We start from the raw sequence: 23,134 nt of genomic DNA on the forward strand, positions 1-23,134 counted from the left end.
CCAATGAAAAATCTTTTACTCCTTTGCATTGCCCTGCTGATAGTAATTCAAGGACGGGCACAAAGTGTCCGAAGAATAACCGACCAGCACATTGTCAACCAGCAGGAGCGTATGGTTTTTAAACAGTGGGACAAAAAGAAGTTTACACCAACGAAGGGATTTCTGGGACTAAATCCCAATTACTGGTTAACCTGGGCCTGGCATCCAAACTACCCCAAAAAGGACCGCCGACCGCTCAGCGGCAATGGTGAACAGACGCAACGGATCTTGCTGGTCGCTGCCATGAAGAGCACAGAAGAAGCGTACACAAAACACGCTGATACGCTCCGTAATACCGCACTAATAGAAATGCTTAATTATGTTGGCGCAATATCAGATACCGATCCCTTATGGCAACTTTATTATAGCGCTGAATTTCAATCCTTATATCAGGTAAATTCTACTTCGGCACTCGAAGGAACCGAAGCAGGCGTTAAAGACTATCTTTCCCGGACAGGCGTACTACAATGGTTCCTTGATGAAAGCACCGCACTATTGGAACGCCTTCAAGCTGCCAGATCAACAAACCTCGACCGCGGATCACGTATTATGGCCTATCACCGAATGCTTGATGAATACAGAAAACTCCGTTCCATCTGGGAGACAAAAAAACAGCAGGCAAAACGTTTCCTTTCACTGGCAAAAACGGTATCAGGCCAAAGGCAGCATGACAATACTAGTCTCGATAGTCCGGGAAGAACGGATGTCCAGATCGCCGACGATGTGCTCCGAAAATCAAAACTCTAAAAATCAAAGACATGAATCTTATTACATTGTTCACCGGGGGCTTTTTGGTTCAGGGGCAGCCTGTCTCTGTTCCCGACAGCTTTAAAGATACCTTCAATTTCTTACAGGGAAACGGTGTCTATGAGGAAGGCATGATGCACTTTCTTAAGCAGATGAAACATACCATATGGACACATTATGATGCTTTCATCGCCGATGCCCAGGCGCTCTGCGCAATATTTATGCTCATCTTCTTCAGCATCAAAATTTATGAGATGATGGCCGGCGATAAGCAGCTCGAAATTATGCCCCTGCTCCGGCCATTCGGTCTGGTCATGGTCATCCTCTGGTGGCCTACATTCACCCGTGTCATCGCTTTTCCAGCCGAAATTGTCGAAAACCGGACCGAGGCCATGTTTGACGGTAGCCAAATAGAGGTAAATGACCTCAGGCTCCAACGGGCAAAATTGATGGTCGATGTTTCCGATCAGCTTCTAACTATTCAGGCAGTAACAGAAACAGCGAAAACGGAAGCCGACACCTGGTACGGAAAAGCATGGGATTCCGTAAAATCCACGGTCAAGGAAGGATTTGCCGAAGTATGGAATCCAATTGTGGAAATGCGAAACCGCTTACAGGCCAACATCCTTTTATTGGTCACATCCATATTAGAAACACTGGCAATATGGTTTCTGCGCATCTGTGTATATGTCATCTTTATCGTTCAGATTTTATTTTCCACTATCCTCATCATACTGGGGCCATTTGCCGTAGCAGCGAGTATACTACCCGCCTTCAGGGATTCATTTTCAACCTGGATTGCACGTTTTGTAGCTGTAAACCTCTATTCGGGAATTGCTTATCTGGTCATGTACATTTCTTCTCTCTTTCAGCATTACGCCATGGAAGCAGAGATCAGCCGTTATCAGACATTGCTAGGGGCATCAGGGCCCGACCTTGGAAAACTTACCTCCTACGCATTGTTTGGTGTGCTTTCATTTGGAATGGTCATCGGTGCATTTGTCATTGGTGCCCTGACCATGCTTACCGTACCGAGCATCTCAACATGGATTATTTCAACCAGCGGAATATCATCAGCAGCATCTACCATGGGCCGGGGAGCCTCCTCAATGGCTAGGGTCGCCAGAAAACTATTGACCAAACTTTAATTAGTAAAACAAATGATTATCAAAAATATTGAATCAAAGGTTCGTCTGGCCACCTTCCTCTCCGCAGGCTGTCTTATAGCCGCAGTATTGATGGTACTAACTGTTTCCTTCTTTGCCTACCGTCAGGTAGTTAATGCCCGCAGAAGTATATACATTATGGATGCTGCCAATATTCCGATGTCGGCAAGGCAGACTGACGTACAAATGAACCGTGAGGCGGAATACCGATCACATATCGGAAGATTTCATAGCCTCTTCTTCTCCATGACACCCGACGACAGGTTTATAGAATATCAGATGAAGCAGGCCATGTACCTTATAGACGAAAGTGGTGCGCTACAGTATAATAACCTGAAGGAAAAAGGTTTCTTTAGTTCCATTCTCTCCTCCAGTGCTGTACTTACCATCCGCACCGATAGCATCTATCTTGATATGCCAAAGCATTACTTTAGGTACTATGGCACCCAAAAAATCGACCGTCGTAGTTCTACCATTACACGTTCATTGATCACCGAAGGTCATCTCAGTGATCTTGAAATTCGTTCGGATAATAATCCCCATGCTGTGTTGATAACAAGATGGAAAACCCTAGAAAATAAAGACCTGCAAAATGTCCAAAAAAACACCTTCTGACCCTACAGTGCCCCATGACACTAGGGCTACCGTACTAAAGCTCCGAACAAAAGCAGGTATTATTTTAAGGCATTTTTTAAAACGTTACCCGATTGTTTTTCTGAGCGGGATGTTGCTCTGCATAATTGTCTCCGGTATACTTGCCTTTACCCTTATGCGCACCGATTCGGGTTCGACGCTATCAAAATATCCCAAGCTTCCTGCAGTGGGTTCAATGGCTGGAATCACGGATGCACTTGACTCATATAGCGCACTACAGCAGGTCGTAGCGATTCAGGATACCATAGCAGCTATTATAAATAAAGAGCGACTGGACGATAGGGATAGCATCCAGCTTACAGATGCCCTAAAACGCTTCCATCAGCTTCAACGCTCGATCTACAAGCCCCAAAGCGGCCGGTGAGAACAAATCGTTGCCCCTTCTCATGCCCTCGCCATTCAGATAGGAGATCGATCAAAAAATCAGGTTGGGATGCCCATGATAACCTAACACCAGTTATAAACTAATCATTGACTACAAATGAAAATAGATTTCAGAAAGCCCCGGTATATCATACCGCTTATCCTGTTGCCTTTTTTATGCATTTTTTTCTACGCCTACAAGAGTAGTTTCGGGAAAGAGAAGCCTACGCAGGCAGGAGCGGATTCTCTACAGACCAATCTCGCCAATGTTTCCGACCAGGTACTGAAAAGTAACCTCTCAGATAAACTCGAAGCCTACCGAAACCAATTTAAACAGTCGGACGGATATACGGCTATAGGTCACATCCAAGGAGAGGAAACTACCACCGAGAAATTGGGAACGCTCTATAACGAAAAGGAAAAAAGGATGCTGGATTCCATTGAAAAAGCTATTAAATCCCGATATGGTAGTAACTCCGGTAGAACATTACCCCAGGTAACATCCAAACCAATTGCTCCCGTTCAGGATGAGCAGGACAAAGCTTTGGCCGATGCTCTTGCATCCGTCAGACAGCCATACCATCAAATCGTCACCGGATCACAGAAGCCTCAACCAGATCCAATGGAGCTGTTTCGGAAACAGATGGAACTCGTCGATAGCATGGGAAAGGCAAATGATCCGGAATATAAACAACAGCAGCTACAGTTAGAGAAATCACGAGCGCTGGAAAAAGATCGAGAGCGGCAGACCATATTATCCGTCACTAAAGCTTCACTTTCCCCTGCCGTCTTCAACACCATAAAGCCTCAAGCAGAGGAAACATTTATCACAGCGATTGTTGATCAGGACATTAAGGGTTACGCCGGATCACGGCTAAGAATAAGGTTGCTCGAAGACATGATGGCCGGCAAATTCCTGATAAAAAAAGGAACCTACATCTATGCCCTGATCTCGGGATTTACAGATCAGCGGGTGAACTTATCAATCACTTCCATCATGAATGGGCAGCGTATCCTTCCCGTTAAGCTGGAGATATACGATCAGGATGGACTCCCCGGATTATATGTACCGGCATCGGCATTTCGTGAATTTACAAAAGAGCTCTCCGGAAATGCCAGCCAGGGAATCAGCCTACAGCAGATGGCAGAAAATAATAGTCAGATGGTCATGAGCATGCTACAGAAAATGTTCCAGTCGACAAGTACAGCAGTAAATAAAATGATCCGGCAAAACAAAGCAAAGATCAAATATAACACCTTGGTCTACCTCATCGATCCACAGCAACTGAAAATTAACCAACAAAACTATTAATCTCGATCTAATATGAAAACCTTTCTTTTAATATTATCTCTATTGTTCAGCGGACTCCAGCTACTTGCGCAACAAGATGCGAGCATCTACCGCGGTCAACTGCCGGAAATTACCATGGATAGCAATAGCTCACTCCATATTATTTCCCCTGAACCCATCCGCTACGTGGACATCTCAACCCATTCAGTCAAAGGTGACCTTCCCGAAGATAATGTCTTGCGCTTAAAATGGGCGCCAGATTCAACCACCTTAAATAATCAAGAGGAGTCCAACCTGGGTATCATTACAGTTATTGGTGAAAGTTATATAGCGCAGTATCATCTTCACCGCAAAGATGGATTGACCGATAACAGGCTACCGGCCAGCTTTAACATCTTGCCGGAACATACCCGCCCATTGGAGCTTCCAATAGAAATAACCACTCCCCAGCTTCGCAGCCACGCTGTCAGCCTGCTTGCAAAGCGGAGTACCTCCCCAATTCGAAAAACAGAAAATTATGGTATCAGGGTTGAATTAAATAACGTATTTACAGTAGCTAACCTCGTATTGCTAGATATAACCTATCACAACGACACTAATCTTCCTTTTGAAATTGATGAATTGCGATTCAAAATTGAAGACAGGAAAGTGACCAAGGCAACCAATATTCAGTCCATTGAGATACCCCCCTTTTGGCAACTATATGCACACAGCACCTTTAAACGTACCTACCGAAATATCTATGTGCTCAAGAAAGTTACTTTTCCCGCCAGCAAAATACTTAGTGTCGAACTTTCGGAAAAGCAGATCTCAGGTCGAACAATCATCCTTAAAATTAAGTATAAGGATATTCTGGAAGCCGACCTCTTCTGACTTTTTCAGTTTTTTAACCTGTACCAAGTGGAATTTAGGAGCAATCCAAAGTCCTATGACGAAGCCGGTATTCAGGGCCAAATTTTCAATAAAAAACTTCCTACAACTTTTCAATAAACTAACTTATGGAAGAATCCAGAGAACAGCAGGCCATGCACCGCTTTCTGCAGTTCGTCATCTACCTTTCCCTGGGAATTGATATCCTGATGTTTATTTATGCCGAAAAGATCATAGGTCATCCGCTCAGTGAACGTTATGGTTTTTCATATTTTCTTGAACGGATGGCAAGAATATTCATATATCACTATCCGATCAATAGCAAACTCTTTACCTTCATTCTGATCTGTCTGGTCTCCGTTGGTACGCTTAGCCGAAAAAAAAAAGACCTCAACCCAAGGAATGTAATTCTTTATCCCTTGGTTGGGGGGATACTACTTCTTCCGATAAGCCTGTGGTTTTATGGAAAACAGGGACAGTGGTTTCTGCCCTATACGAGCTGGTACGACCTAGGATACATTATCTTCAGTATCCTCGGCACATTGCTATTGCATATCGCACTGGACAACATCTCTAAAATTATTAGCTCCAAGCTCGGTAAAGATAGATGGAACGTGGAAGAAGAATCGTTCATGCAGCCCACCAAGCCCAAAATAACACCTTATGCGGTCAACATCCCGATGCTCTTTTATTTTAAGAAAAAAGTACGCAAGGGGTTCATCGTCATCGAGAATTTATTTCGAGGGTGCCTCGTCATCGGAACTCCGGGATCAGGAAAAAGCTTCTCCATCTTTATGCCCATCATTCGGCAGCTGGTAGCATTAGAATGGACACTATGCGTTTTTGACTTTAAATTTCCGGATCTTGGTCAGGTAACCTATTACCATTATCTGCTCGGCAAACAGCAGGGAAAACTGAAAGATTTTGAATTCCATGTCATCAATCTGACCGAACCCGAAAAGAGCAGGCGCATCAACCCATGGCGGAGCGATTATTTGCAGACACTGGCCGAAGCCGGGGAAACTGCCGAAGCACTGGTCGAAGCAATGAAGAAGGGAGATAAAGCCTCAGGTAGTGACCAGTTCTTCACCCAATCCGCCGTAAACTTTCTCGCTGCCTGCATCTATTTTTTTAGCAAATTCGAGGATGGTAGATATTCGAGCTTTCCACATGTTCTTGCCTTTCTAAACCGTTCTTATGAAGAGATATTCACGGTATTATTCAGCAACAGGGAACTTCAATCACTTCTTTCACCGTTTATGACGGCATTCAAATCGCGGGCATTTGATCAACTCGAAGGACAAGTGGGCACCTTAAAGATCTTTATCAGTCGTTTGGCAACCAAAGAAACCTTTTGGGTATTCTCAGGCGACGATTTCGATCTCAAGATCAGCAATCCCAAAGCACCTTCCATACTGATCTTGGCAAGTAACCCCAATACGCAGAGCACAAACTCTGCATCTTATTCTGTCGTCATCAACCGAATTACCAAACTGATCAATACAAGAGGTAATATTCCTGTAGGACTGGTGGTTGATGAGGCTCCAACCTTATACCTATATAAAGTCCAGGACATCATTTCGCAAGCGAGAAGTAATCGGGTTTCGGCGATTCTCGGTGTTCAGGGTTTAACAATGTTCAGGCAACAATATGGAAAGGAAACTGCCGACACAATTACCTCCATTGTCGGAAATATCCTCAGCGGCTCCATTCGTGACAAAGATGGGCTCGAATGGATGGAACGTCTTTTTGGCAAAGTAAAGCAGATGGGTGAAAGCCTATCTATTGACCGCACAAAAACATCCCTTTCCATAAACGAAAAGCTTGAACCACTTATACCTGCGGGAAAGATCGCTTCGTTACGAGCGGGCGAAATGGTCGGAATTCTTGCTTCCGACGCCGTCGATAAATTTACAGGACAATTTGAAACCACAGCAGTCAACTGCCGGATAAATCTTGACCTGAAAGCAATACGACAAGAGGAAGATTCATATCCTCAGCTTCCAACATTTTATGATTTTGGCGGACGCAAAGATGAAATTCTTTTGGAGAACTTTTACCGCATCACAGAAGAAGTTAATCAGCTTGTGCTAGGGTTTAGGCCTTCTACGCCACCACGGCCGACATTTCAGGGTAAGTTTACAGCCCGCAAGGATATTGAAACCTAATTGTTTAACTAAACATTGGCAAAAAAATGGATCATTTAATAGGAAAAGTTGTCATGGTAGATCCCTCTATTGCTGACTTTTGTACTCATGGCTTAGCAAAAATCGGGATCATCACCGCTGCAGATCCACACAACGATCGTATTCAAGTTGAATTTCTCGGACGCTGGAGAGAAGATCACTCGGCAACGACTCTTTTGACGCTTAAACCTCCGGAAGAAATCAGGCGGGCGCTGTTAGAGAGCAAACTTAAATCCAGCGACAAAAAAATCATCACTCCCATACTGTTCTCGGCAGAGCACGGCGTTCATAATATGCAGTACCATTGTTTGGAAACCCTTCTTCATGGGAAAAAAGCGCTGCAAGTGGCTGCTGAAACAGTAAGGGAACTTTTGAGTCGTTCACCCAAACAATTGCAGAAAAAGTTTGGATATGGACGATAAAGATACGAAGACATATGCTTATGCTATTTTGGCTCTGATGTTTATGATCAAATTGGCTGTCGCGCAACAAACCTTTCCTAAACAGATCTCTCTTTATTTACCTGAAACGCTAACACCAAAAACCGACAGTGTCGAACTTCCCAAAGAACAGCCGTTGAGTGAACGTTCCGCCGAAGTATGGGAGACCACTGCGGCTATCCCGCTTAACAGCCTTAAGATTACCTCAGATTTTGGATGGCGGATTCATCCACTGACTGGAAAACTAAGCTTCCACAGTGGAGTCGACCTAGCTGCATCCGCACAGGTGGTATATTCTATCTTGCCAGGGATAGTCGAATCCATAGGATATCACACAAATCTGGGAAAGTTCATACGTATCGACCATGGTTTTGTGCACAGTATCTATGGCCACCTCTCAAGGATAATAGTGAACAATGGCCAACAACTTCCAGCAGGATTTCCGATAGGTATTACAGGTACTACAGGACGTACAACTGGCGAACATTTACACTTTAGTATCCGCAGAAAAAATATATACATAAATCCATGGAAATTTTTACGTGGACTCTCTCAATCAATGAAACAAAAACAATTAAATATTTATGGACAATAAATTTTTAGAATCCGATATCCCTATAGAGCAATTAAGAAAACTAGGACTTATAACAGCTGGTAAACCGGATCTCTCCAAAGAAGACATTCAGGCCCTGATCTCCGGTCATAGGACGGACCTGATCACGCTCCGTAACCTTAATGGTGACGGTATTCATATTCAGGAAATGCAGGCAAAATTATCCCTTCAGCGTGATGAAAATGGACATATGTCCATTCAGATACATCCCATATATAGGGACGCTAAAAGACATGCGTTATTACTGGATATTGAGGCTGAGCAGCTTGAACTCGGACAACTGGTCAATGTCATGAAGACCTATCAAACCCCTCAAGGTAAAAAATCGTGGATCATTGAATACGATCCGGAAACAAAGGAATTCATTTCATCCGACCCCGATAAGGTTGAGGTACCTGAAAAAATCAATCATGAAGCATTATCCGAAATACAGAAACATCAATATCGGCATGGCGATGTTGTAACCCTTTCAGATGGGACGCTCCTACAGCGCCGGGCAGCTAGCCGAACGGGGGTTACGGCAAACAGAACTGCACTGATATATTCACTTTTGTTGGACGGTGGCACTCCCTATCTATTGTTAAAAGTCGTAGACAACCTTATGAATAGCCGGAAAGAACAGGAGGATCCTTACACTGCGGGATATAGACAGGCGCTTAATGATATGGAATCGCAAAACAAAAAAGATATGAAGACAGAGCCCCATCGAGATGGGGAAGATGACCATGTGAAGATCCGCAAACTAAACACTGAGAACTGGAAGGCTCCAAAAAGGTAAATCAACATTGCTTTAATAATGCTCGGATCAACCTAGGTAGATTACATTGAAAAATATGTTAACAGATACTATTGGGGTTATAGAACCCTGCATGGCAAGACAACATCTCCTATTTCATACAACAAACGATCTGCTTAACTTTTGTCAGCTGTATCCTCACTGGAAAGACAAACCGGGCCAAAATGTCTTTACAGCATTGGGGCTCTCCCCTTCCTCAAGCCAATTACAGGAACTTATCATAAGGTTTCCTAATGCAAGGCTGGTCGGAGTTTTTGACAATGATATTGTTGGCAACGTACTCGACTGTAAAATCGTCCTCTGGCAACGATCAAAAAATATCCAGTTTAGGCTGATCCAAAATGATGTCACATTCCGATTTAAAGGAATAGATTTCAAAATACCGGCAGGAGAGTTTTCTCTCCACCGCTTTAAAACATTAACCGGCATTCGATCTACTTACCGCACAATCAAACCTAAGCAGTATGTATCGTTTTTAGCCATGTCATCCCATACTATGGGCTCGCTATAATGCCAGTCATATTAATAAGCTTCTTTTCAAATTTTAGAAACTCATTTTTTTAAACCTTTAAGAACAAGTAAATATGAACGAAAACAATCTCGAATACCTGAAGAAAAACTTAGAATATCTCGGATTTGGAAAAAAGCTCAACGACGTGCTAGAAAATGCCATTCGAAGAGAAATCCCCTCATTTAGCCTCGGCATCGAAACAAAAATGAGACCGACAGAAAGTAAAAATCTAAATGCTGAACGGACAGAAACACTCCAGTTCAAAATCAACTTCAATCGCTCCAAAGAAAGTGACACTTATTTTCTCAATAACTATCTGGTAACGCTGACCAAAAAGAATGATCCCATTGTAAGGCAGCAGAGCTTTGATCTTGCCAGGGATCATCGTATCACTGCGTTACAGGCTTACAAGTTATTATCGGGGCTGTCGCTCGAAAAAGAAGTATACTTAAAAAGTAATAATGAACAGGTATCACAGGGCAATGAACAAGCACAGAAAACATCTGTTTGGCTAAAGCTCAATCTCGATATTACCGACGCATATGGCAATCATCCCTTACGTACGTTCCGCCCAGAATATGGTTACGATCTGGTGAAATCGCTGGCTGCGTACCCGATCAAGGATATAGAATCGCCAGATAGATTGCAGGAAGTTTTAGCGACCTTACGTAGCGGCAATTACTATCATACAGAAATGAAGATAGGAAATAAGAATGTACCCGTATCTATTGCTGCCAATCCCCAGATAAAAACGCTGGATGTATATGATAAAAATATGAAGGAGCTACATCAGGGAACCATTTTCCCCGACCAGGCCAACGCAAAAAAAAGTCAGCAGGAACGAGCAATATCGGCTGATTCAGAGCAAAGCAAAGAAGTTGCACTTCCTTGGATTGCGGAAGACATACAGGAAAAGGACCGCAAAAGGGGGCGATAGAAATCATATTTAAATAGGCCCATTGTCCGCAAGGAGAATGGACGGCTTCTGCCGCGGAGCAGCACGCAAATGCCGGCTGCCTTCCTGCGGCATCCATCCGCCATGCACCTTTGGACATCCGCACATGGAGGTCAGAAGCTGGGAACCAGCAAAGGCCCAAAATCCCAGTATCTGACCACCATGTCTTTCAGCCACACGAATCCGCTAGGATAAAGAAATCTTCGAATTACACTGACCATGAAAAAATTATTTCAACGGATAGACAGAATCCGTACTTCCGGCTATGCAACTCTTAATCTAAAACCATCTTCCCCCTATTATCATCTCGATGGAAAGCGTTTCAAAGTATCCAGCATAGCGAGACCTGAACTCAAATGCCGGATAACTCTTCTTGTGGACGGTACCGAAATCGATTTTACAATAGATGATATTCTTTGATTTTTTTGATGGTATGAACAATATCCGACTACGCCCCCCATCATTTACTATGGCGGGAAACAAAAACTCGCCTCACACATAATCTCCCTTATACCCCGCCACAAGCTCTGTTGTGAGTCCTGCATTGGCGGAGCGGCAATTTTCTTCGCAAATAATCCCATTGGCGGACAATAGGCAGCCCAGATAACCTTTCCCGATACAAACCAATCAGCATAGAAACTATATGGAAAATACTTTTGACACACTCTGGTATAAACTTAGGGAACTATATAACCAGGGAAAAGAAATAGAGCTTTCGCTGGAGGAATCTATCATTTATGGTATCGATTATTCCGATGAGCGGTCTTTTGATGATGACAGCCCATTTGAACAGGAGGAGGAAAATAATGGCTAACAGTAAAATAAAATCTCTCCACGAACAGGTTGCCGCTGATCTGATCGAAAGACTCAAAAAAGGCACCGCTCCCTGGCAAAAGCCATGGAACAGCGGTACCCCGGGTTTTGAATTTCCCTATAATGCAATTACCGGAAAGCGTTATAAAGGCATAAATACCTTCTCACTACTCGCTGCCGAAAGAGAAGACCCCAGATGGATGACGTTCAAACAGGCCGCCTCAAAAGAATGGCTGGTCCGAAAGGGCGAAAAAGCCCAACTGGTCCAATATGTAAAAACGCATAACCTCGTTAACCAGCTGGATGACAATGGGAAGAAAATACTGGATGCCAAAGGTAAACCGTTAAAAATAGCCGTTCCGCTTGAAAATGCAATCGTCACAGCGGCCTGGGTTTTTAATGCCGAGCAGATAGACGGGATTCCACCGCTTGCAAAAAAGGAAAAACTTGATTCAGACTGGGATCCCGTCACTGGAGCTGAAGAACTCGTCGCAGCAACAGAAGCAAAGATTTTCCATAGAATGGGAGATCGCGCATTCTATAATCTAGCGACTGACACGATCACCATGCCACTTAAGGAACAGTTTTCAGCTCCCGATCTTTACTATGGAACGCTGTTGCATGAGCTGGCACACTGGACAGGACACAATACCAGGCTCGACCGATCTTTATTTAACAGATTCGGCACTGAAGCGTATGCACGGGAGGAACTGCGGGCCGAAATCGCATCCATGCTGATCGGTCAGGAATTGAAAATCGGCCATGATCCGGGCCAACATGCCGCCTATGTGAAAAGCTGGATACAACTCCTCACCGATCACCCATTTGAAATTCATGCAGCGGCGGCTGACGCTGAAAAAATATTAAAATACTTGTTGACTTTTAATAGAAAGCTTGAAATAAAACTGTCAAGTACTCCTGAAAATAACCTCGGGGAAAGCAGTCCGCCAGCAAAAAAATCAGGGCTCTTTATTGGAGATCAGATACCCCACAATGATAATGTATATAAAGTAACGGGGCTGTTAAAAAAAGGCAGGTTTAGGATAGAAGAGTTAAATAATGGCAGATCATTTCCACTATCAAAAAGTGATGGTCTATATTTCTCTCTGATAAACTGCAAGCAGCAATTGGAACAGCAGAAATTAGATTTAAGCTTTTTAAAGGAAGAAACAATCCCATCCCTACAGAAAAGATAGTTTGCCCGAGGTCCCAGAAACAGATTAAGGACAGCTCATGATCCGAACTGCAATTTAAATTCCACTACTATGAAACCAACCCAATCATCCCTGTTTGATAAGTCCAGGCTCTACTATCATGGCACAGAGGCATCCTTTGAAAAATTCGAAGATATATTTAAGGGCAGCAATACGGGATGGGACAATACTAAACATGGTTTTTTCTTCGCTGACAAAAAAGAAAATGCATTGCTTTTTGGCGATATACTCATCACCGCATACCTCGATATTAAAAAGCCCATTGACTTTCGGCTCCATCAGATATTCTCGTTAGAAAATCAGGCTTCTCTGATCTGGGAAATCCTATCAGGAAAACAGCTCGAAGCGAAAAAAGCACTCGGGAAACTCAATAAGGAAATAGGACTTGGAGAAGTTGAAGAAATGTATGAAAGTCTGGATACCGAAGATTTCCATCTCCTACTGGAACAAGCCGGGTACGATGCCATCATATCAAGTTTGGGAAATGACCAGCCCGAATTCGTTGTATTTCATACCGCACAGATTGAGATTACTTCAATAGAAAGGCAGGATTTTATTGGCCGCTCACGATAAAAATTTTATTTGAATCGATTAACATGAAAATAGAACTAAAAACAATTCAGCATAGTCCTCAGCTTAGTGAAGAGACCCATGCCTTCACTGCCAATCTGCACATAAACGGAAAACATGCCGGCTACGCAAAAAATAATGGCCGTGGTGGAGCTACATATTACCTTCCTAAAGATCAGGAGGGAAAAGTTCTTATACGGGAAGCAGAAAAATATTGCGAAGGATTACCACCTTCGGATCATACCAAGAATAATTCATTGGGCGGCCTTTCACACGATATGGATCTCGAACAATATATTGATGATCTGCTCAATAAACACATTGAAAAAAAGGAAATAGCAAAATTCAATGCAAAGATGAACAAAGTTATGCTAAAGGGAATTGTATATGGCATTCCAGATAAATCCTATAGCGGTTTTGTATATATAATGCCAATGATTAAACTTCTTGCCCACCCAAATGGGCCTGAAATTGTACTGAGAGATCTTACCGAAAAAGTCCTCCCTTCATTAAAACAGGGACAGAAACTTCTCAACACCAATATTCCGGAAAGCATTATAAAGGCAGCAGGTTTTAGGGAAGGTCAATATGTGACACCAACAGTTCGAAATATTCGCTATGGCACTATCCCATATATAGAGGATGATAAAAACAACAGGGGCAGATCAAGATAAAAAGTTTGGTTATTAACACCGATTAGTGTTTTTAAAAGATCGTTTTTTATAATTAAATGAAAGACATAATATCTGTTTTTTGTCTGACAACTCAGCCATTCAACGATAAGTTATTTTTCTTTTTAAATTCCCGATGATATTTGCCGATAATCTTGATAAATACGAATTACAGACGGTATCGTAAGGAAATTGACCTTCCAATATCGTTAGCAAAATCACTGTCATTCTCCGAATTTTCAAAATGCCATCTTTCCTTAATTTTAATGAGTTTTTGCACCATTCCATCAAGGAGAATAGATATTTCCGTCATTCCTTTATATAACTCCCTATCCAAAATCCTTATTTGGAAATCCTGCCCCTTAAAAGTAATTCTGATGGATTGCCGAGGTATATTATTTTGTGCTAATGTATCAATTGTCTCTTCCATATTTGCACTGTAAATTTAATAAAATGGCTCAAAATTAAATGTTAAAAATAGATAAACATGGCATACACAGAATATTATTTATTAATCCAAAAATGTATAATTTAGAACAAGCTAAAGATAAGGAGCCTACGTTTAATGAAAAATAAAATATAATTCGCTTGCACACAAAACCCTATAAATATTATGGATAATAATATGCTGATAGAAATGGCTAGGTTCATTAGCATGCAACAAGCAGAAATAGACCGTTTAAAAACGATGCTGCCCTCCAATAAAAAAAGTAAGAAAAAACTTGACGTCGAAACAAAAATGAGAAGGTTATCTCTCATCACAAAGATGTACCGAAAGCAATGGGAGACAACATTGTTTGAAAATGCAGATCAGATAACCTGGTTGAATCAACAGTTATTGGCTACAGAGCTACCACCATTTAAACCCGATTTTGAAATTGCACAGATATTAAAAGCTTTTAGATAGTCACCTTTCTATTAAATGGTAACCACTCGAGGGCTATGGCGCATATATCATTTTTTTATAGCTGATATAAAATTATAGAATTCTATAATGCTATATTGTTATAATGATATAATGCTATATTGTTATAATGATATATTGTTATAATGATATATTGTTATAATTTTGTATATTTAAGAATAAGATCAATCACAAAATATTATATGCTTTCAAGTAGTCCTATTATCAGCCCAATCGAAGAAATTGCTGCCTATGAAACCCTCTGGGAAAATCAAAAGGCATCTTTTAAATCCATTGCAGAGATTTTCAGGAGTAATCCTGGAAGTAAACCAACGGATTTTGTAAATAAAAATAAATTTGAACATAATCTCAATGAGATTATATCCATCATCCATAACCTCAGGGAGGAAAATAAATTCCGCCCAAACCTGTTGATCAATGGCAGTGTTAATTATCCAGAGAAGTTAAGGGATGCGCGTGAACCTGTCGAGTTACTATATTACACAGGAAATCTCGATCTGATTTATGGCAGGTCTGTTGCGATTGTAGGAACACGTAATCCTAGCCCTGAAGGAATTGCCCGAGCAGAACGGATGACCAAATTACTCGTTGAAAATGGTTTTACCATTGCTTCAGGGCTAGCTGCGGGAATCGATACGATCGCACATACTACGGCCATCAAAAATAATGGAAATACCATTGCTGTTATTGGAACTCCGCTTAATACCGTATATCCTAAAGAAAATTTCAAACTTCAGCAATTTATTGCCCACAATCATTTATTGATTACACAAGTCCCATTTATTAAATATAAAAAACAGGATTACAGGTCCAATAGGTTATTTTTCCCTGAACGAAACAAGACCATGTCCGCTATTACAGAAGCAACAATAATTATTGAAGCAGGAGAAACTTCAGGCACCCTAGTACAAGCAAGAGCGGCGCTTCAACAGGGGCGAAAGTTGTTTATCCTAAATAGTTGCTTCGAAAATAAAAATATTACATGGCCTTCTTATTATGAAAAAAAGGGTGCAATACGAGTCCGTAATTTTGAAGATGTCTTATCAAATCTCAGTAAATGATGTTTTTTCGCAAAATAGATGAATTGACCCGAGGCGATCATTCATTTATTGGCATCGATAGCGATTGTTACTATTTTGCAGAGTATCCATCTGGCGATAATCCCGAGAACAAACAAAACCCAATTTATTCGCTGATTCACAATATAAAAAAGCCAATGAATCGGCAACATTTACCAGAATGGAGATATAAATTGAGAGGAATTAACACTTGTAGCGAAACTTTAAGAAATCTTTTCACCCAAACGGGAGATATTGCTGATATTACTCTTGTACCCATCCCACCCTCAAAAATAAAAGAGAATCCCGCCTACGACCCTAGAATGCTACAGATTCTGGAAGGTATTACACCTTATTTCCCGAACTGCGACATACGAGAATTACTATCTTGCACAGCCGATATGATCAGCTCACATGAATCTCCTACCCGCCCCACTATTGATGAGATCGCAGGCAACTACAGGATTGATGACACGCTCATTGCCGGATGCCGGCCGAGGATTATTTTGGTAGATGATGTACTGACCACAGGCGCTCACTTCTGTGCTGCTAAAAGGAAAATTTTAGAGCGCATACCGGCTGCTGTAATAGCTGGATATTTTATTGCAAGAAGAGTTCCTCCTCAAAATAAAGATTTCTTAATTGAGGATTTTCTGGATTGGTTAAAATAGGTTGCATGGATAAAAAAATCTATTTTTTACAGTTCTAAAATCAGGATCTAACTTCCTGCGCATCTTAAAAGCGAATGTTCAAGCCATATTCTTAAGCTCTGTTATTTTTATTTTAATAATTGTTATAACTTATTTTCAAAGAGCTGCGCAGATGTTACAACGCCAATAAATAACTAATTATTCAATACCAAATTATGAACGGCAATTAAAAAATAAAGTTTTATAAAACTAGAAAAGGAAGTTTTTTTTCGGAATTATTCTTTCTGTTCAACGCAAATTAAATTAGCTTCAAACATGATTTTAATAGCCATTAAACAACAATAAAAAAAGGGACATTTGCCCCTTTTTCATGTAACTAGTACTTCTAAACAACTCTAAATCTCACCTCAAAACATCCCCCTCACTTGAAACTTGGAGGGTTTCGAGAATGGAGGATTAATTCTGGCTATTTAATTGTGTTTTTGACTTGCTCTTTCAACTTCCTTTCTCAATTTTTTCTGATCCTCTTTTGGACCTGTTTCATTTATATAAGCAGGTTGCCTTGGTAATTTTATGTCAAGATAATAATCCTTAAAATTTGCATCTATTCTCACTTCATCAATTGTCAAATTTGATCCAAATCTCTCTATAATAACTTTACCAAAAAAACCATCTGATGAAATCTTTTGAAAAAACTCACCTTTTTTGTCTGTAATAAGGGAAGCTATGGTATCCTTATTATTTTTTATAAAAAAGACTTTTGCGTGAGGCACTGTTTCATTATTATAGCATAATCTTACTTTTCCATGTATCAATGGAGCAACCTCACTTTCTGTATATCCTTTGCCCCGCTGATTAAAACTACTGCAATTGTATCGATCTATTTCAGCAAAGTCATCAAGATTCTTTTGCGTTGAGCAACTTATCAACGTTAAAAATAAAAGAAGTTTAGCACCCCAAGCGAACTCCTTTTTGTGTAACACCTTTATCTTTTCTAGTATCATATTGTTCTGCCATTATTCTATCTGTAATTCTATATTTATCTGTATTTGAAAGGCTTTTAAACGCATCTGTGTCTAACAGTCCCTTCCAAGCTATATCGTCATATATTTGCTTGTCTAAATTATACCCCTTTAGCTCTCCATAATTTTTAATGGAGCCAGCTAGATCTTTAATAAAATCTTTAGCAATTGTCTCATGTTGAACTCCATTTGAAAATGCTTTTTTCTTTGTGTATTTTTCAAATAATTGGGGATATGTCATTGTTGCTGCCGTTGGATCATCGTAAAAAAAAGCGGTAAGGTAAGCATGAATAGACTCATGCAGCATGGTTGTGCCGATTGCTAGATCTGAAACATTCGCTATAACCAATGGATTGGTATTGAAAGCTATAATTATTTCGCCTGTATTATTATCTCGATTTGTACCAGCAACTTGCATTGGATCGCTAAAATTTTCAGTAACGAATTTAAGCTTATATCCTGGGACTTCCCCTGCAAATTTTTTGATCATATCAGCGACAGAGTTTCCATCAAGCATTTTAAGTGTATCCAATACTCCTTTCATACAGTCTGGAAGTTTCGTATCATCGATCTTGGCATTGAAGTCCGCAATATCGCTCTCACCTGATCCGCTACCGCCTCCATCAGGGGCATCGTCAACCCAGACGTTATAACATGTAGTTACTTCATTGGAATCGATCATTTCCCAAAGAGGGCCACAATATGTCGGGTATGTACAATCCATGCTGCGAACCACAAGGATTTGTCCGGTACAGCCATAGTCTGATAGTTGAAATGAACAGTCTTTAATCTCAGTTCTGCAATTCTGTTCCCAGCCCATTTTGGTTGATGATGTCCCTTTCTTTTTTACACTAACAGATCCATCAAAATACGGGGATCCATTTTTATAATTAATCAGATTTGACGACCCATCTTTCAGATTTGTGAATAACATCTTTCCCGTGAACGTCCAAATATCCACAATTTCTTCTTTGCTTTTTCCATAATAGATTCCTGTATAAAATTCAGCACCATTTTTTACAAGTAGATAGGTCTTAGCACCTCTTTCCTCACTTTTCTGGTTTTTATCACTTTTTATGGAGGGATGTAATGGAATGAATAAATATTCAACGGAATCGTTTGTTTTCTTGAGGGTTGCTTCATCCCATAAAGGCTCCCATTGTACTGGCAGGTTATCTTTCGGATTGATTTTACTGAATACTTTTTGTTTGTAATATAATTCCTTGACATCCTCTAGGGAGGTTTTCTTAAGATTTTCCAGTAGCTGGGATCGGTCTTTCTGACAACTTGTTGCAATTAAGAACAGAATAAGAATACATGTAATGTTCCTTGTAAAAAAACAGCTTTTCATTACTTCCATATTACTTTTCATTTAAAAATTGACTACTGTTAAGCTAAAAATATTTTCTTTACTTCTTTTGCGGGTTCTAAAAAACTACACATTTGTGTAGAACTCTATAACTTCTTTAAGTGTCACATTTACAATTGTATACCCATCTATAACTTACACACCTTATGAAACAGTTTAAAGAATTTTTCATTTTATTCAACGACAATTAAATAGGCTTTAAATATGATTTTAATAGCTATTAAATGACAAATAAAAACGAGCCCTTAAAGCTCTTTAAATAACATGGAAATAATCATTGATTAGCTAATCAATCCAAGATATTTTTCAAATAGAACAGGTTGAAAACCTTTTCCAAACCTCGTTGAATACAATTTTTCAAACTCATAAACTGTGGTACATTCTTTCATTACAGTGACCGCGTCATCAATAAATTTTTCTAGCATTAAAATCCCATCTTCCCAAGAAATAAATAATGTTTATGTTCACGCAGGCACCACTTTACATATTGAAATTGCAGCACAGGCTAGTTGAATGATGAAAAAGCAATTATCAAAACGGCTTATTATGAATTCTTTATTTACTACAAAAACTTGGACTTCGAAATAAGATTGCGAATAGCTTATCGGAAGCGGAACTGTCCGAATGAATAAAACATACATTTTTTTCGCTGTGGAACAGTCATTTGGATTGAAGATTTATTTAATTCTTAATCTCGAAATTTAGGACTGCTACAATATCACAAAACTTCAAATACATTAAAGCTCTTTAAACCTTAGAAAAGCGTATTAATAAAACCATAGTAGACTCGTCTATTTTTTTGCAAAATACTCAAAGTAAATCTCAGCAAGGGTAGAACATGTAAAATCCAGGAGTAAGGGATCAAACCGAAAGTTTGGGGGGTAACCATTTTTAAGCGTAGATTTTAATCACTCTGTACAAGAAGAAAGCTGTGTTCCTTACACCACGGAAGATGCTCCTGAAAGCTTTGAATTTTGCATCGCTTTTCCTCCCTTTAAAATTAGTAATTCATACCCGAATTCTCTACTTTTAAATGCTCCAGTTTTTTGGGGAGAGGTCAGTATGGGAGAAATCGGGAACTTTACCTACCATAAAAAGAATAGTTAACTCTATCATATTTTCTAATTTTCGCTTTTTCCAATGACTGGATCCATCCATGTAGAATCAAAACACGCCACACCATAAATCGAAGCGAAAGTTATCGCAGCTTTTCCATAGCACGTGTCAAATCACGTATCAGTTTTTTTTGTGCACTGTTAATCCCAGCTCCATCAATCCAAGAATACAACAAATCATACCCCCAATTTCTACCTACCTTATCCTTAAACATTCCAGGATCAACACGAGATTTGTCATTCTCAACAATATTAATGACAGTATTCAAATAAAGATAAATAGGCGCCAGATCTTTGGCTTTTATATCGGAACTAATAGTTGTCGCATATTTCTTTGCTTTTTCCGGTTGATCAGATATTATGTATATTTCTAGCACACAGAGTTTGTACAATTGTCTTTCTTCTTCAGATTCCCGTCCATCAGCGATCCGCTCCAGGTAGTAATCTATTGTTTTTTGAAATGCTTCCACAGCCTTCTCCTTTTGGTTAATCTTCTGATACAAAGCACCAACATCGGTCCAGCTTTCAGTTCTAAACCGCGTGGATAACGTTAGATAGTCCTGTAGTGCTGCAAGCGTATCCTTAATGGCGAGATAACTTCTGGCTCTATAGTCAAATGCGGGAACGACAAAATTCATAATACGGATCGGACCTGCTGTATCGCGTTGGATAGCCCTCGTCAGGTCTGATATCGCTCCATTATAATCCCCCAGCTTAAACCGGGATTCACCAACATTTCTAAAGCTAAGTGTTTTTCGCGCCAGATCAGGATTAAGCTGAATAGCCTTATCCGCCAATTCGACTGTTGTCTTATAATCCTTGTCATAGGTAAAACATTGGCCACTCCTATCCACAAGCGCATTGACCATATTATTATCATTGGGCAGATCATCCATAGCCATCAATCCGATCTGCTGAAAGTACAGCAATACCCCGCTTCGTTTTTCTGCATGTGTATTCTGATTTTTGGGTGATTCCGGAAGTTTATTCTGTCGGAAGCTCAGCTCCGCCAACAAAGGAGCATTGACCATATCCATGGGTACCTCTTTAATATTATTTGCCCCCAAAGACAGCTCTTTACCTAAAAAGCCCGCCCATCCAGCAGATGGCAGACTAGAAATATGACAATTTGACAGATTGACAGTATATCCTCGAGATGGAATGGTAAATAATGCCTTGATGATATCAAAAGATGAAAAATCGTTATTAGATATTCGTATGGTCTTCATGTTGTTCCAATTTTTCAGGTCCTTTGGAAAACTCCGAAGGGCAGTACTCGCTAATTGACGATTAGTCTTTGGGTTGTCTTTACGATAGATCTTGCGATATGAGTCATACACACTGTAATGTGAGGGCCGGTCATTGACCGCATAAAACTCCTGTAAATTAGCGAGCTGGCCTAACGATTCGGGCAATACAGTGAGATCATTATGACTTAGATGTAAAATCCTAAGCTGATCTAGGTTACCTATAGCGACCGGAAGCTGTTTGAGATGATTGACATCGACATAGAGCTCACGAAGATTTGTTAAGGTCTGCATATGCTCTGGCAGTTTCTGTAAGAGATTGGTAGAAACACGTAACTTTTCAAGCTTGGATAGCTGGGTAATACTTTCTGGCAACATGACCAGAAAATTATCGCTGACATCAAGATCCTTTAAACTGGATAATGCACCAATATCTTCGGGTAAGAGGCCTAAATTGCAGAACGATAAATTTAATATGTGGAGCTTTTTCAATCCGATAAATGATGGAAGCGCGACAATTGGATTAGCCTGCAAATTTAATTCCCGTAATTGTTGGAGACGGCCTATCGGAACTGGAACACGCTTTAGCCTATTGCTTTGGAGCTGTAATACATTGAGGTTCTTAAGTCTTCCTATTTTAGTAGAAAGGCTCGTAAGTTGATTATAAGATAGATTTAAATCTGTCAATTCAGTTAATTGGAATAACGCATCGGGCAAGCTGTCTATCGCATTTTCAGCAAGGTCAAGCACGCGTAGCTTTTTCAAGCCAGATAACTGCTCAGGGAGGTAAAATCCTGGTTTTGTAGTTTTAATCCGCAACTCCCTCAATTCTTTAAATTGGAACAAGCCGGATGAAATCTGCTTAAGAGGGCCATATATAAACGATAATTTCTCTAGCTTACTACTGCCGCTGAAAATATGCATAAACCGCCCCAGATCATCCGTATCGTTGTAATTTAAGTCCAACTTTTTTAACGACGTGAATCCTCTGTCTGTATATACCGTACTGTCTTTAATCTTGAAGTAGTTTAAACTTAGGATTTCAATTCGTTTCCTATTGGGCAGTATATCCAATACATGATCAATGCGATCATTTGGCGACGAGGAGCTAATATCGAATTCCCGTAATTGAGACGGGAATTCAAATTGATCCAACAGAGGTTTATAAGCCAATGAAATGCCTTTCAATTGCTGATTCTCTTTTAAGCCTTTCGGAATATGCTGAGCGGGAAAAGCACTAAAAATAAAATAATGTAACATGGGCAGCTTATTTAGCCTACCAATTTCTCCGGCCAAGTTGATTTTAGAGTTGCCTTCGAATGCGATTGCCTTTAATTGATTTTGTTGATAAAAGCTCTCGTCGAGATGTAATGTCCCAACAGGTTCCAAGGTATCAATTCTAAATAATTTTAGCTCGTTAAAAACAACAGCCTCCAAATTGGGAAATAAAGATAACGACCGACAAAGGCTATCTAATTGAGGCTGAGTATCAAACTCTAGTCCCAAATAACGAACCTGCGATAGGCTATCAGAAAGATCTTTTAAAAGTACAATATCCCTTGTGTTTATCTTCAGAAAAGATATTCGATCATTGGGGTGATGATTTTTTATAAAACTCACCCTTCCCGAAGAGCCACCAAGAATCTCCTTATATCCAAGAAGATCCTGAGCACTTAGCTGTAAGTTAAAAAAACAAAATGTTACCCATACAAATCGCAGTATACCTAATTTGCTAATTATATTACTTGGTTTATTCATCTGGTCAACTAATCGAAAATTATACTAATATTATTGAAACCGGGATTTTGCTGTACTTGATAAAAAACTATTCCGTGCCATACCAGACTTG

Annotated in this window: 26 protein-coding genes; 21 read left to right on the plus strand and 5 right to left on the minus strand. The window is 40.3% G+C overall.

What is annotated here, in order from left to right; all coding sequences use genetic code 11:
• Positions 1-3: 3 nt before the first annotated feature.
• From BWD42_RS06930 to BWD42_RS06985, 12 genes are all read left to right on the plus strand, one after another.
• Positions 4-786: a hypothetical protein gene (locus BWD42_RS06930; RefSeq protein WP_077434426.1), complete on the plus strand. Its 783-nt coding sequence runs from the start codon at positions 4-6 to the stop codon at positions 784-786.
• Between the two features lie 11 nt (positions 787-797).
• Positions 798-1,934 carry a plasmid transfer protein gene (locus BWD42_RS06935; RefSeq protein ID WP_077434428.1) on the plus strand — a complete coding sequence of 379 codons (1,137 nt, stop codon included), beginning with the start codon at positions 798-800 and terminating at the stop codon, positions 1,932-1,934.
• Between the two features lie 12 nt (positions 1,935-1,946).
• Entirely contained in the window at positions 1,947-2,567 is a 621-nt protein-coding gene (gene traK, locus BWD42_RS06940) for a conjugative transposon protein TraK (RefSeq protein WP_077434430.1), read from the plus strand.
• Positions 2,545-2,970 carry a hypothetical protein gene (locus BWD42_RS06945; protein ID WP_139351038.1) on the plus strand — a complete coding sequence of 142 codons (426 nt, stop codon included), beginning with the start codon at positions 2,545-2,547 and terminating at the stop codon, positions 2,968-2,970. The genes traK and BWD42_RS06945 overlap by 23 nt, the downstream gene beginning before the upstream one ends.
• Before the next feature lie 117 nt (positions 2,971-3,087).
• A complete protein-coding gene (locus BWD42_RS06950) occupies positions 3,088-4,281 on the plus strand; it encodes a conjugative transposon protein TraM (RefSeq protein WP_077434434.1) in 1,194 nt (397 codons plus the stop codon).
• 12 nt (positions 4,282-4,293) lie between these two features.
• Positions 4,294-5,133 carry a conjugative transposon protein TraN gene (gene traN / locus BWD42_RS06955; RefSeq protein WP_077434436.1) on the plus strand — a complete coding sequence of 280 codons (840 nt, stop codon included), beginning with the start codon at positions 4,294-4,296 and terminating at the stop codon, positions 5,131-5,133.
• A gap of 125 nt (positions 5,134-5,258) precedes the next feature.
• Positions 5,259-7,298 carry a TraM recognition domain-containing protein gene (locus BWD42_RS06960; RefSeq protein WP_077434438.1) on the plus strand — a complete coding sequence of 680 codons (2,040 nt, stop codon included), beginning with the start codon at positions 5,259-5,261 and terminating at the stop codon, positions 7,296-7,298.
• Positions 7,299-7,324: 26 nt separating this feature from the next.
• Positions 7,325-7,738: a hypothetical protein gene (locus BWD42_RS06965; RefSeq protein ID WP_077434440.1), complete on the plus strand. Its 414-nt coding sequence runs from the start codon at positions 7,325-7,327 to the stop codon at positions 7,736-7,738.
• On the plus strand, positions 7,728-8,351 hold the full coding sequence (locus BWD42_RS06970) for a M23 family metallopeptidase (protein WP_077434442.1): 624 nt from the start codon (positions 7,728-7,730) through the stop codon (positions 8,349-8,351). Before BWD42_RS06965 ends, BWD42_RS06970 begins: the two co-directional genes overlap by 11 nt.
• A complete protein-coding gene (locus BWD42_RS06975) occupies positions 8,341-9,147 on the plus strand; it encodes a DUF4099 domain-containing protein (protein WP_077434444.1) in 807 nt (268 codons plus the stop codon). The genes BWD42_RS06970 and BWD42_RS06975 overlap by 11 nt, the downstream gene beginning before the upstream one ends.
• A 91-nt stretch (positions 9,148-9,238) precedes the next feature.
• The gene (locus tag BWD42_RS06980) at positions 9,239-9,676 is read left to right on the plus strand and encodes a hypothetical protein (RefSeq protein WP_139351039.1); all 438 of its coding nucleotides are present in this window, start codon (positions 9,239-9,241) and stop codon (positions 9,674-9,676) included.
• A 73-nt stretch (positions 9,677-9,749) separates the two neighbouring features.
• The gene (locus BWD42_RS06985) at positions 9,750-10,613 is read left to right on the plus strand and encodes a hypothetical protein (protein ID WP_077434448.1); all 864 of its coding nucleotides are present in this window, start codon (positions 9,750-9,752) and stop codon (positions 10,611-10,613) included.
• 9 nt (positions 10,614-10,622) lie between these two features.
• On the opposite strand, the gene BWD42_RS06990 is transcribed toward BWD42_RS06985, so the two are convergent.
• Complete coding sequence (locus tag BWD42_RS06990; protein WP_077434450.1) at positions 10,623-10,808, minus strand: hypothetical protein; 186 nt, start codon at positions 10,806-10,808, stop codon at positions 10,623-10,625.
• Positions 10,809-10,850: 42 nt separating this feature from the next.
• On the opposite strand from BWD42_RS06990, the gene BWD42_RS24460 reads away from it, so the two are divergent.
• From BWD42_RS24460 to BWD42_RS07005, 6 genes are all read left to right on the plus strand, one after another.
• Positions 10,851-11,051: a hypothetical protein gene (locus tag BWD42_RS24460; RefSeq protein WP_139351040.1), complete on the plus strand. Its 201-nt coding sequence runs from the start codon at positions 10,851-10,853 to the stop codon at positions 11,049-11,051.
• A 42-nt stretch (positions 11,052-11,093) separates the two neighbouring features.
• Positions 11,094-11,225, plus strand: coding sequence for a DNA adenine methylase (locus BWD42_RS25185; RefSeq protein WP_410528283.1), 132 nt, complete (start codon positions 11,094-11,096; stop codon positions 11,223-11,225).
• A 49-nt stretch (positions 11,226-11,274) separates the two neighbouring features.
• Positions 11,275-11,445 (plus strand): hypothetical protein, encoded by a 171-nt coding sequence (locus tag BWD42_RS24675; RefSeq protein ID WP_175991981.1) that lies wholly within the window; start codon positions 11,275-11,277, stop codon positions 11,443-11,445.
• The gene (locus tag BWD42_RS06995; protein ID WP_077434452.1) at positions 11,438-12,640 is read left to right on the plus strand and encodes an ArdC family protein; all 1,203 of its coding nucleotides are present in this window, start codon (positions 11,438-11,440) and stop codon (positions 12,638-12,640) included. The genes BWD42_RS24675 and BWD42_RS06995 overlap by 8 nt, the downstream gene beginning before the upstream one ends.
• A 69-nt stretch (positions 12,641-12,709) precedes the next feature.
• A complete protein-coding gene (locus BWD42_RS07000) occupies positions 12,710-13,231 on the plus strand; it encodes a hypothetical protein (RefSeq protein ID WP_077434454.1) in 522 nt (173 codons plus the stop codon).
• A 23-nt stretch (positions 13,232-13,254) separates the two neighbouring features.
• Positions 13,255-13,902: a hypothetical protein gene (locus BWD42_RS07005; protein WP_077434456.1), complete on the plus strand. Its 648-nt coding sequence runs from the start codon at positions 13,255-13,257 to the stop codon at positions 13,900-13,902.
• Between the two features lie 166 nt (positions 13,903-14,068).
• Here BWD42_RS07005 and BWD42_RS07010 read toward each other — a convergent pair whose 3' ends face one another.
• Positions 14,069-14,329 (minus strand): hypothetical protein, encoded by a 261-nt coding sequence (locus BWD42_RS07010; RefSeq protein ID WP_077434458.1) that lies wholly within the window; start codon positions 14,327-14,329, stop codon positions 14,069-14,071.
• 183 nt (positions 14,330-14,512) lie between these two features.
• Here BWD42_RS07010 and BWD42_RS07015 point away from each other — a divergent pair, with 183 nt between their 5' ends.
• The 3 genes from BWD42_RS07015 to BWD42_RS07025 all read left to right on the plus strand — a co-directional run bounded on the left by BWD42_RS07015 (position 14,513) and on the right by BWD42_RS07025 (position 16,553).
• Positions 14,513-14,806: a hypothetical protein gene (locus BWD42_RS07015; RefSeq protein WP_077434460.1), complete on the plus strand. Its 294-nt coding sequence runs from the start codon at positions 14,513-14,515 to the stop codon at positions 14,804-14,806.
• 200 nt (positions 14,807-15,006) lie between these two features.
• Positions 15,007-15,885, plus strand: a complete 879-nt coding sequence (locus BWD42_RS07020) for a DNA-processing protein DprA (RefSeq protein ID WP_139351041.1) — start codon at positions 15,007-15,009, stop codon at positions 15,883-15,885.
• Complete coding sequence (locus BWD42_RS07025) at positions 15,882-16,553, plus strand: hypothetical protein (protein ID WP_077434462.1); 672 nt, start codon at positions 15,882-15,884, stop codon at positions 16,551-16,553. Before BWD42_RS07020 ends, BWD42_RS07025 begins: the two co-directional genes overlap by 4 nt.
• Before the next feature lie 449 nt (positions 16,554-17,002).
• Here the strand turns inward: BWD42_RS07025 and BWD42_RS07030 are convergent, their stop codons facing one another.
• From BWD42_RS07030 to BWD42_RS07040, 3 genes are all read right to left on the minus strand, one after another.
• Entirely contained in the window at positions 17,003-17,536 is a 534-nt protein-coding gene (locus BWD42_RS07030) for a hypothetical protein (protein ID WP_077434464.1), read from the minus strand.
• On the minus strand, positions 17,481-18,914 hold the full coding sequence (locus BWD42_RS07035; protein ID WP_139351042.1) for a hypothetical protein: 1,434 nt from the start codon (positions 18,912-18,914) through the stop codon (positions 17,481-17,483). The genes BWD42_RS07030 and BWD42_RS07035 overlap by 56 nt, the downstream gene beginning before the upstream one ends.
• A 1,207-nt stretch (positions 18,915-20,121) precedes the next feature.
• A complete protein-coding gene (locus BWD42_RS07040; RefSeq protein ID WP_077434468.1) occupies positions 20,122-23,043 on the minus strand; it encodes a leucine-rich repeat domain-containing protein in 2,922 nt (973 codons plus the stop codon).
• Between the last annotated feature and the right edge of the window lie 91 nt (positions 23,044-23,134).

Source organism: Sphingobacterium sp. CZ-UAM, assembly GCF_002000245.1.
GTDB lineage: Bacteria > Bacteroidota > Bacteroidia > Sphingobacteriales > Sphingobacteriaceae > Sphingobacterium.